Here is a 10,314-nt window from a genome sequence, read left to right as displayed (position 1 = left end):
GGAATAAAGCGTAGGGCACTGCCTTGAACGTGACGACGATCTCCGTATCGCGCGCTGCCAGCGCCTTGCCGGTGCGCAGGTAGAAGGGCACGCCGTGTCGACTTCCAGCTTCAGTGCGACATAGGTCTCGGTCCTGCTGTCGGTAGCGACATCCGGGACCTTACGATAGGCCGGCACGTTGCGGCTACCGACACAGCCCTTGCCATATTGGCCGCGCACTGCGCAGACTGCGGTGGGCTTGCGGCCTATATGCCTCCGCCTCGGTACCCGGATTGAGCGTCCAAACTAACATGTCGGGATAGAGTGAAGGTCACCGGGCCACCTTTTCCTCGTCCGGAAGCGAACTCGTCGCCCCCGTTACCGCTCATATGGTCGCTCGCTTGCCCTGCGCATGAGCCGATCACCGTCATCCCAAGTTCTGCGCCGCCTGCCTTGTCCTGGGCGATCTGCGATCAGATGCCGTGGCAGGCGTCCCTTCTGTCTAGCGGCAAATACGCATTACCGCCGGCAGATGGTCTGCATAGTCTGCCAAGGGCAACCAACGAAGCTCTCAGCGCAGTGAGTGTGGATCGGAAGGAAATAGTATGACGATCGCGCTTAACGGGTTATTTCGATGCCGGCTGCTCACTTTCACACGGTGGTCGTGTTCCATCTGGGCGATTTTCGCCGCGCTCACTGTGCCAACGCTACCTTCGCCGGCCAGGGTCGTTCCCGCAGGGGAAGATACCTCGACCACCAAGCTCGCGGGTGTCTGGTCATTTGATGGCCGATCCGGCTGTAAGTCGGGGATGGCCTGGGTTCTTAATCGCAACGGATCTTACAGCGAAATCCGATTGCCTGACCAGACGCCGCTTGGCGGAGGAAAGTGGTATGAACGCGGCGATACCATCTATTACTCATTGCCGCGAGTACTGACAGCGGCCGCGGGACGGCCCGACAAGCGTATGGCCATTATAGAGCGCGGCCCGCGGCGCCTGGTGGCCGTGACGAACCGCAGGGTTCGTCATGTGATGCACAAGTGTCCGGGATGATCGAATGCCTTCGATCGAGATGTGCGAAACGTTCTGGCCCAAGCCCGAAAAGGGAACAAAAACGAGAGTGGAGTTCGAAGTCATACGTCGAGCATTGCCCCCTTATTGGCATATGCGGGATTTCGATTCTTGAGTTGTTCCCACTACGTCACGGAAAACTGACCCATCATGCCTTCGTCCTCGTGCTCCAGGATATGGCAATGGAACAGGAAGGGCGCCTTTGAAGCAGGCTGGTCGAAGCGGATTAATAACTCGACCGGTTCGTCCACGACGATGGTGTCACGTGGCCCCTGATCAAGAAGATCTGGCTCCTCGCCATCGCGACTTAGCACGTCGAAGTGCACTCCATGAATGTGGAAGGGATGGGCCATTTTCTGCCCGGAGACTTTCCATATCTCGACGGCGCCAAGCTCGACCTCCTCATCGATTCGATCCATATCGAATCGCCTGTGGTTGATCGTTAGCGGCTCTTCGTCGCTATCCATCATGCCTCCCAGCCTCATGTTGAGCACCAGACGTCGCCGTGCGACGACCGTAGCCGGATCTGGCACCGCGCGGGACGCCAGGAGGAGGGGAAGCGTGGTGCTACCTCGCTTACTCGATGCCAAGCGCGGTGAGAATGTGAGGACAGTTTCATTGCCTGCGTTGTTTTCGCTAGCCTCGTGCCGATGCATCATGCTCATGCCATGCATCCTCAGGGTGCTTTGGTCTGGAGCCGAGACCAACGAGACCGGTCTGCCATCGCTGAAGTCCACCAAAATCTCAGCCCGCTGACCGGAGGCCAGAGGGAGGGACTGCAATTCAACGGACTTTTCCAAAAGGCCGCCCTCGGTGCCGATCCAATAAAAGGCTCGTCCGTCGCTGAACGAAAGATCGTAAGTCCGGGCATTCGAACCATTTACAAGCCGCAGCCGCACTAAGCTTCCGGGAACGTCTGCTCGCGGGTTGTACGCGCCGTTTACGAGAATAACGTTGCCCCGCCTCCCGTCCAGCGCCACCATCATGCCCGCCGGTAACACCAGACGGCCATCCACGAACTGCCGATCCTGGATCAAGATTGGTAGATCGTCGACGCCATAATCGGAAGGCAAACCGAGACCTTGCTCTTCCTCGTCGGTGACGAAGAGCAATCCCGCTAGGCCTGCATAGACCTGCTCCGCCGTTTGGCCATGTGCATGCGAATGATAAAAGAGAGTGGCCGCCGGCTGACGGATCGGCAGCGTCGGACGCCAAGTCTCGCCTGGACTAATGGTCTGGTGGGGGCTGCCGTCCAGCTCTCCCGGTACGAGCAGCCCGTGCCAGTGAACCGTGGTATCAGCAGACAGATTGTTGCTGACTGTCACCGTCACGTCGTCCCCGCGATGTACCCGCAGAGTCGGGCCGAGATAGCTGCCGTTGTATCCCATGGTGGCGCTCCGCCGCCCTGGGAAGAAAGTGGTTTCCCCTTCCTGCGCCCTCAGTCCAATTCTCTGCCCATGGTCGCGTGCATCTAACAGGCGAGGAATGGGCAGCGTGCCTGCTTGGTCCGGCGTCGCAAATCTGCGCGTGCATGCCGCCCCCAGCAGGAGGCCTCCGCCCGCCAAGAGAGTTCGCCGATTCAGAAAAGTCATTTCGAAGCCCCTCCTGAGCAATCGTGAAACTGACGCAAGCGCGCTTTTCTCGATCCCGATGAGATCCACCGAGGCGAAGCGCCGCTCTTCCCTTAAAGGGCGCGCGGGAGGGCAATATCCGTAATACCCGAACCGATCGCTTTTGTGCCCGCCCCCTCTGGGAAGACAAAATTGCCCTTCTAAGCTGGTCGCGGCCCTCGCCAGTTGATCAATCATCAGCCAGGCGAGCGTTCAATCACTGCGGCACCGATCCGAGCGAGCGTCTATTCCGACAATTTAGCCTGGGCCAGTCCGAGTGGCTGGTTCGGCGGTGGGCCTTGCCACGATCGCGCCGAAGCAAAAGCGGCGTGCGATTTACGTTTCGCTGTTCGCCACTGCAGCAGGCGGCGTCGCTTTCCAGTGCTCGGGCTAGGCGGAGGCTTTGATGGCCGCCGTCTTCGGTCATCCGCGCCCAGCTTTTGCTAGCAGCCGAACTAAAGCGGACATTGCAGGCTGACCGCCAGCTTCGCAAATTACGTATACTGCCGCCTCCAGGCCGACACCATCTCAACGGCAAGCTCCCTGGGGAGCGAGAATCGACCGGGCATGTGTCCGGTCGAACTGAAACTCAGACTTGAAGGAATCATATTTGCGCAAGAAAGCAGCGATTATCGCGTCGCTCGCAGCCTTTGGCGTCCTTGCCGTCGGCGCCGGGCCAGTTCTCGCCGATGGGATGCCGCCGGGCATGCCGGACCTTGAGCAGACGCTCAAGGCGAAGCCGGCGCCGGCTCGGTCCGAGACGGCCCAGATGCAAGGAATGCGACACCGCGAAGTGCGGATGCACGGTGAGATGATGCAGGACCATCGGATCGCTATGCGGGAGATGGGAACCCAGGACGGAGCCTCCCGCATGTTGCGTAGGTCGCGGGGCGGTTGCTGACCCTGCACTTAAGCCAGCTCCGATCACGAGGCGGGGTGGCCAACGACCGTGGCCTGGTTCAACTGCAGCTTTGGCCCGCCGTTCTCCCACGGCGGGCCAATTGGTTTTTGCACTTCGCTGTCGGCCGCCATCAAGCGGGATCATGAATTCGCTTGACCTTGGACCATGGTCCACCCCGCACGATCCCGCGCATGCTAGTCGCGATCCAAAGCGGATTCGTAAGTTACGTATACAGACTGCGTCTCGCTAGCAGCATTGAAGCTTCGGAATTGCCGGGATCGGAACGTCGATCGGGCAACAGGAAGAACACTCGGAGACCCTCAATGCGACAGACGACATTTCTCGCGGCGCCCGTCAGCCTCTTCGCGACGCTAACCTTCGCCGCCGGCACCGCTCTCGCCCAGTCGACGCCCGCGCCCGCGCAGGCTGCGCCGGCCCATGCCCACCAGCAGGGCATGGATCATGGCGGGCAGCAGATGCACGATCAGATGATGAAGGATCATCAGGCCGGCGCGCAGAAGCAGCAGGGGCAACCGGCCCAGCAGGATCAACAGGGCATGTCGGGGATGGCCGGCATGTCCGGCGGCTCGCCTGCATCGAACGGCTCGGGCATGGCCGGTAAGGCGAAGAGTGGCTGCTGCAAGATGCCGATGAAGAAGGCCAAGCCGGCGGCGAAGAAGAAGACCGCCAAGCCCATGGCCGACAAGCCGATGAGCGACATGTGAGGTTTCCAGCCCCGAGAACAGACCCCAGGGGCTGAGGGCCCGCCGTTCCCCCGCGGCGGGCCAGTTCTTTGACGATGCCCAGCGTCGCCCCGTGCTCCCAGCTTTCAAAACCGGGTCCGAGCGTCTGACTTGACAGAGGAAACAGCGATGCGAAAACATCTTGGCGTCGGTGCTGCTGTTGGCTTTCTGCTCTTTGGCAGCACGCCGCTCCTCGCACAGGGTATCGGCCATAGCTTGTTCATGCGCGGCAAGATCGTCCGTATGGATGCGGGCGGCACAGTGGCCTGCCTGGGTAAGGCCGATGGCGCGCACATCGGGCAGATACTCGAAGTCTATCACGCAACGCCGCGCCACCGCCGTCTTGTCGGTCATGTCGAAGTCGACCAGATTTTCGACGACCATTATGCTCATTTCCGCGTGAGGGACGGGACGCTTCAGAAAGGCGATTGGGTGAGCCTAAAGCGCGTCCGGGCGTAACGCCAGAATTGGAATGCCAAGCGCCGCCCTCGCCAAAAGAAGACTCGGCCGAGTAACGCCTGTCTCGGCATAATTCCGATCAGGCGTGCGCGAATACGTTCAGGAGTCGATGAATAGTCATCGGCTCTGTTGGCGTGTCTGACCCTCAAGCCCGCGACCCCGATACCAGACTACCTTCTGCGGAACTTACTTATAGGCCACCCGGGCAAAGAGATTACTCCGTCAGGCCATCGATAGAGATGGAGTCAGGTTATGTTCGAGAAGGCGATCGGGACCATTAACGCGGCGGCCTCCTTCCGACACCGCTATGATAATTTCATCGGAGGCCGCTGGAGCGCTCCTGCGGGCGGCGAGTATTTCGCCGACACGAGCCCGATCAATGGCGCCCAGATCGCAGAGTTCGCGCTGTCGACGCCGGAAGATGTCGAGCGCGCGCTCGATGCGGCGCACGCCGCCAAGGATCAATGGGCAAGGATCGCGCCCGCCGAACGCGCCAGGATTCTCAATCGCGTCGCCGACCGGCTCGAAGACAATCTGGAGTTGCTGGCACTTGCCGAGACGATCGACAATGGCAAGCCGATCCGCGAGACGCGCGCTGCCGACGTGCCGCTCGCGATCGACCATTTCCGCTACTTCGCCGGCTGCATCCGGGCGGAGGAAGGCGGCATCTCGACGATCGATGCGGACACCATCGCCTATCATTTCCGCGAGCCGCTCGGCGTCGTCGGCCAGATCATCCCGTGGAACTTCCCGCTGCTGATGGCGGCGTGGAAGATCGCCCCGGCGCTGGCGGCGGGCAACTGCACCGTCATCAAACCCGCATCCCAGACGCCGCTCACCTTGCTGATGTTCGCCGAGCTCACCGCCGACATCCTGCCGCCCGGCGTGCTCAATGTCGTTACCGGCCCGGGACGGACCGTTGGCCAGGCGATCGCCGCCAATCCGCGCATCGCCAAGGTCTCGTTCACCGGCGAGACCGTCACCGGCAAGCAGATCATGCACGCCGCGGCGGACCATCTGATCCCCCAGACGATGGAGCTTGGCGGCAAGTCGCCCAACATCTTCATGGCGGACGTGCTCGACGAGGACGATGCCTTCTTCGACAAGGCGCTCGAAGGCTTTACTTTGTTCGCCTTCAACAAGGGCGAGGTCTGTACCTGCCCGTCGCGCGCCCTGATCCATGAGTCGATCTTCGACCGCTTCATCGAGCGCGCCGTGGCGCGCGTCGCCGCGATCCGCCAGGGCGATCCGCTCGACCCGTCGGTCCAGGTCGGCGCGCAGGCGTCGGAGGACCAGCTCCACAAGATCCTGGGCTATATCGATATCGGCAAGGCCGAGGGCGCGCAGTGTCTGGTCGGTGGCGCCAGGGCGCTGCCGGGCGGTGCGCTCGACCAGGGCTATTTCGTGCAGCCGACCGTGTTCGTGGGTCAGAACCACATGCGCATCTTCCAGGAGGAGATCTTCGGTCCCGTCCTGTCGGTCACCACGTTCAAGACGGTCGAGGAGGCGATCGCACTTGCCAATGACACCGCCTACGGTCTTGGCGCGGGCGTCTGGACCCGGAGCGGCAACACCGCCTACCGGCTCGGCCGCGCGATCGAGGCCGGGCGGGTCTGGACCAACTGCTATCATCAGTACCCCGCCCATGCCGCCTTCGGCGGATACAAGGCATCGGGCTTCGGGCGTGAAAACCACCGGATGATGCTCGATCATTATCAGCAGACCAAGAATCTGCTCGTCTCCTATGACGAGCACGCGCTCGGCCTATTCTGACCCCCCGCTTAAAAGGAGAAACGGACATGGCGAAAACCATGAAGGCGGCGGTCGTCCGCGAATTTGGCAAGCCCCTGGTCATCGAGGACGCGCCGATCCCGACGGTCGGCCCCGGGCAGGTCCTGGTCAAGATTGCGGCAACCGGCGTGTGCCATACCGACCTGCACGCGGCAGAAGGGGACTGGCCGGTCAAGCCCAACCCGCCCTTCATTCCTGGCCATGAGGGCGTCGGGCATGTCGCCGCCGTTGGTGCCGGCGTCACCCATGTGAAGGAAGGCGACCGGGTCGGTGTGCCCTGGCTCTACACCGCCTGCGGGCACTGCGTGCATTGCCTGGGTGGCTGGGAGACGCTTTGCCACGAACAGCAGAACACCGGCTATTCGGTCAATGGCAGCTTTGCCGAATATGTCCTCGCCGATCCCAACTATGTTGGTCACCTTCCCGACAATGTCGACTTCCTCGACATTGCGCCGATCCTCTGCGCGGGCGTCACCGTCTACAAGGGATTGAAGGCCACCGAGGCCCGACCCGGCGAGTGGGTGGTCGTCTCCGGCATTGGCGGGCTCGGCCACATGGCGGTGCAATATGCCCGAGCCATGGGTCTCAATGTGGCCGCGGTCGACATCGACGATAGCAAGCTCGACCTCGCTACACGCCTTGGCGCCACACTGACGGTCAACGCGCGCAACGAGGACCCTTCGGCAGCGCTCAAGAAAGCCATTGGCGGCGCGCACGGGGCGCTGGTGACCGCCGTTTCGCCCAAGGCGTTCCAGCAGGCGCTCGGCATGGTCCGGCGCGGCGGCACGGTCGCGCTCAACGGCCTGCCGCCGGGCGACTTCCCGTTGTCGATCTTCGACACCGTGCTGAACGGCATTACCGTGCGCGGCTCGATCGTCGGCACGCGGCTCGATCTGCTCGAGGCACTGGCGTTCGCCGGCGAGGGCAAGGTCAAGGCCACGGTCCATGCGGACAGGCTCGAGAACATCAACGACGTCTTCTCCCGCATGCATCATGGCGACATCGAGGGCCGGATCGTCCTCGACCTCGCCTGAAGCCGACTTCGCGAAAGTACAGTTCATGTCTCCCTTACATATCCGGCCGATCGCGCGGCGCCGTTTCGTCCAGGGGCTGGCGATCGGCGGCGCGGTCGCCGGTTTCGCCCCGGCGCTTCTCGCGCGATCCGCACCAACCTTGCCCGCTGAGCTGAGCGGGACCGAGTTCGACCTCGAGATCGCCGAGCTGCCGGTCAACTTCACCGGCAAACGCCGTATCGCGACCGCCGTGAACGGCAGCGTGCCCGCGCCGGTCCTGCGCCTGCGCGAAGGCGACACGGTCACGCTGCGCGTACGCAACGGCCTCAAGGAGATGTCGAGCATCCATTGGCACGGCATCATCGTGCCGGCGGAGATGGACGGCGTGCCCGGCATCAGCTTTGCCGGCATCGCGCCGGGCGAGACCTTCACCTATCGCTTCGAGGTCCGCCAGAGCGGAACCTACTGGTATCACGCTCACACGCTCGCCGAGCAGACGGGACTCTATGGAGCGATCATCGTAGAGCCAAAACAGGTGCCGACGGCGCGGGCGCCCGATCGCGACTATTGCATCGTGCTCAGCGACTGGTCGGACGAGCCGCCGCTGCAGATCTTCCTCAATCTCAAGAAGCAGAGCAGCTACTATAATTTTGCGCAGCCGACCGCCGGCGATTTCCTCAAGGATGTCGGCACCATGGGCTTGGGCAAGGCGCTCGAGCGGCGGCGGATGTGGAACAGCTCGCGGATGAACCCGACCGACTACAGCGATGTCTCTGCCGCGACCTACACCTATCTGATGAACGGCGCGCCGCCCGCCGGCAACTGGACCGGTATCGCCGCGCCCGGCGAGCGCGTGCGCCTGCGCTTCGTCGGCGCGGGGACGGCGACGTTCTTCGACGTGCGGATCCCCGGGGTCGAGCTGACGGTCGTATCGACCGACGGGCAGCCGGTCGAGCCGGTCACGGTCGAGGAATTCCGGATCGGCCCGGGCGAGACCTACGACGTCGAGTTCACCATGCCCGAGGGCGGCGCCCGCACCATCTTCGCGCAGGCGATCGATCGGAGCGGCTATGCGCGTGGCACGATCGCACCGGCCCCGGGCATGGCGGCAGCCGTGCCGCCGCTCGATGCCCGGACCTGGCTCGAGCCGGTCGACATGATGGGCGCGATGGCGACGATGGGCGCAATGGGAGGCGACGCGCATGCCGGGCACGGCATGACCGAGATGCCGGCCAGGGCACGGCACGCCCGCACCGAATATGGCGCCAATACCGACATGCGCGTCGACTATCCGCGCACCAATCTCGACGATCCCGGCGCCGGGCTGCGCGGGCGCGGCTGGCGCGTGCTGACGCTGGCCGATCTGCGCACGCCGGGCGGCGATCCCGACCCGCGCGAGCCCGAGCGCGACATCGAGCTGCATCTGACGGGCAATATGGAACGGTTCATCTGGTCGCTCGACGGCATCAAGCTCAACGATTCCAGGCCGCTTCATTTCAAGCCAAACGAGCGGCTGCGCGTCACCTTCGTCAACGACACGATGATGGCGCATCCGATGCATCTGCACGGCATGTGGAGCGATGTCGAAGGCCCGGACGGCGCCTTCCAGGTCCGCAAGCATACGGTCGTGGTCCAGCCCGCCCAGCGGGTGAGCTTCCGCGTCACCGCCGACGCCATGGGCCGATGGGCCTTCCACTGCCATCTGCTCTATCACATGGCGGCCGGCATGTTCCGGGAGGTGGTGGTCGCATGATCCGGATTTTCCCCTCGCGCGGCATCGCTCTTGGCGCTGCCCTCTTCCTGGCGGCGGCGATCACGGCTCCCGCCCTCGCGCAGGATGCCTCGCCCCCGTCGCCCGCCGCCACCCCTGCCCAAACGGCCACTCCCGCTCAGCACACCCCTTCCGCGCAAGGCTCTCAGGACCATGCGGGCATGGACATGCCGGGCATGGATATGACCGACACGAAGGCGTCCGGTAACGGCGCCACGATGGACATGGGCTCGATGCAGGGTGGCAAGGCCCCGCCGGACGCGCGCAACTCGGACGATTATGCCGACGGCTATCGCAACTCGACGCTGCCGGGCTATGAGATGGCCGACAAGCTCTCGATCCCCAAGATACTTGTCGATGAGCTCGAATTCGCCAGCGGCAACGAGGGTCAGGGCGTGGGTTGGACCGTGCTCGTCACCAAGGGTCAGGACAATGACAAGCTCTGGCTGCGCAGCCAGGGCCTCAAGAACTCCCGCGACCAACGTCTCGATCCGGAGAGCAGCGTCGAGGCGCTGTGGTGGCACAGCAAGAACCCGTTCTGGGGCACGCTGCTCGGGGTCAGGCAGGATCTCGGCAAGGGCGCGACGACATGGCTGGCCGCCGGCGTCGAGGGACTGGCGCCTTATTGGTTCGACGTCCAGCTCACCGGCTATGTAGGAACCGATGGGCGTCTCGCGGCGCGCGCCAAGGCCTCCTATGAGGTCCTGTTCACCAATCGGTTGATCCTCACACCGCAGGTAGAGACCAATATCTATTCGAAGCGGTCGAGAGATCGGCAGCTTGGCAGCGGCTTCAGCAATGTCGAGCTGAGCGGACGGTTGCGCTACGAGGTGTCGCGCAAGTTCGCGCCCTATATCGGCTTCGTCTGGGAGCGTGCGTTCGATGGCACGGCGGGCTTCCGACGCCTGCGGGGCGAGGGGTCATCCGAACACCGGCTGGTGATCGGCTTGCGCGCTTGGTGGTGATACCGGCTCTCC

At 63.3% G+C, this 10,314-nt stretch carries 8 protein-coding genes and 1 pseudogene; 6 read left to right on the top strand and 3 right to left on the bottom strand.

Translation table 11 applies throughout. The annotated features are described in order from the left end of the window. The 3 genes and pseudogenes from GGQ90_RS26610 to GGQ90_RS26600 form a co-directional block, all read right to left on the bottom strand. Positions 1-249 (bottom strand): annotated as a pseudogene (locus GGQ90_RS26610) (glucose-6-phosphate dehydrogenase); the annotation flags it as partial. A gap of 925 nt (positions 250-1,174) precedes the next feature. Beyond that, complete coding sequence (locus GGQ90_RS26605; protein ID WP_188084406.1) at positions 1,175-2,641, bottom strand: multicopper oxidase family protein; 1,467 nt, start codon at positions 2,639-2,641, stop codon at positions 1,175-1,177. A gap of 622 nt (positions 2,642-3,263) precedes the next feature. Next, the gene (locus tag GGQ90_RS26600) at positions 3,264-3,485 is read right to left on the bottom strand and encodes a hypothetical protein (protein WP_169863481.1); all 222 of its coding nucleotides are present in this window, start codon (positions 3,483-3,485) and stop codon (positions 3,264-3,266) included. 398 nt (positions 3,486-3,883) lie between these two features. Between GGQ90_RS26600 and GGQ90_RS26595 the strand changes: the two genes are divergently transcribed. The 6 genes from GGQ90_RS26595 to GGQ90_RS26570 all read left to right on the top strand — a co-directional run bounded on the left by GGQ90_RS26595 (position 3,884) and on the right by GGQ90_RS26570 (position 10,302). Then, positions 3,884-4,285, top strand: coding sequence for a hypothetical protein (locus GGQ90_RS26595; protein WP_015449265.1), 402 nt, complete (start codon positions 3,884-3,886; stop codon positions 4,283-4,285). 147 nt (positions 4,286-4,432) lie between these two features. Beyond that, the gene (locus GGQ90_RS26590; protein ID WP_004212674.1) at positions 4,433-4,762 is read left to right on the top strand and encodes a hypothetical protein; all 330 of its coding nucleotides are present in this window, start codon (positions 4,433-4,435) and stop codon (positions 4,760-4,762) included. A gap of 252 nt (positions 4,763-5,014) precedes the next feature. Next, a complete protein-coding gene (locus GGQ90_RS26585) occupies positions 5,015-6,535 on the top strand; it encodes an aldehyde dehydrogenase family protein (RefSeq protein ID WP_015449264.1) in 1,521 nt (506 codons plus the stop codon). Between the two features lie 26 nt (positions 6,536-6,561). After that, on the top strand, positions 6,562-7,587 hold the full coding sequence (gene adhP, locus GGQ90_RS26580) for an alcohol dehydrogenase AdhP (protein WP_004213027.1): 1,026 nt from the start codon (positions 6,562-6,564) through the stop codon (positions 7,585-7,587). Between the two features lie 25 nt (positions 7,588-7,612). Further along, positions 7,613-9,319, top strand: a complete 1,707-nt coding sequence (locus GGQ90_RS26575; RefSeq protein ID WP_015449263.1) for a copper resistance system multicopper oxidase — start codon at positions 7,613-7,615, stop codon at positions 9,317-9,319. Continuing rightward, positions 9,316-10,302 carry a copper resistance protein B gene (locus GGQ90_RS26570; protein ID WP_185706795.1) on the top strand — a complete coding sequence of 329 codons (987 nt, stop codon included), beginning with the start codon at positions 9,316-9,318 and terminating at the stop codon, positions 10,300-10,302. The genes GGQ90_RS26575 and GGQ90_RS26570 overlap by 4 nt, the downstream gene beginning before the upstream one ends. The last annotated feature ends 12 nt before the right edge of the window (positions 10,303-10,314 follow it).

This window comes from Sphingobium scionense, assembly GCF_014197035.1.
Lineage (GTDB): Bacteria > Pseudomonadota > Alphaproteobacteria > Sphingomonadales > Sphingomonadaceae > Sphingobium > Sphingobium scionense.
The sequence above is the reverse complement of the archived record's forward strand: the minus strand, read 5'-3'. Positions and strand labels throughout refer to the sequence as shown.

Excerpts from the sequence above, each read along its gene's own strand:
- GGQ90_RS26570 (WP_185706795.1), top strand. The coding sequence starts at position 9,316 with ATGATCCGGATTTTCCCCTCGCGCGGCATCGCTCTTGGCGCTGCCCTC.
- GGQ90_RS26585 (WP_015449264.1), top strand. The coding sequence starts at position 5,015 with ATGTTCGAGAAGGCGATCGGGACCATTAACGCGGCGGCCTCCTTCCGA.
- GGQ90_RS26595 (WP_015449265.1), top strand. The coding sequence starts at position 3,884 with ATGCGACAGACGACATTTCTCGCGGCGCCCGTCAGCCTCTTCGCGACG.
- GGQ90_RS26575 (WP_015449263.1), top strand. The coding sequence starts at position 7,613 with ATGTCTCCCTTACATATCCGGCCGATCGCGCGGCGCCGTTTCGTCCAG.
- adhP (WP_004213027.1), top strand. The coding sequence starts at position 6,562 with ATGGCGAAAACCATGAAGGCGGCGGTCGTCCGCGAATTTGGCAAGCCC.
- GGQ90_RS26600 (WP_169863481.1), bottom strand. The coding sequence starts at position 3,485 with ATGGTCCTGCATCATCTCACCGTGCATCCGCACTTCGCGGTGTCGCAT.
- GGQ90_RS26605 (WP_188084406.1), bottom strand. The coding sequence starts at position 2,641 with ATGACTTTTCTGAATCGGCGAACTCTCTTGGCGGGCGGAGGCCTCCTG.
- GGQ90_RS26590 (WP_004212674.1), top strand. The coding sequence starts at position 4,433 with ATGCGAAAACATCTTGGCGTCGGTGCTGCTGTTGGCTTTCTGCTCTTT.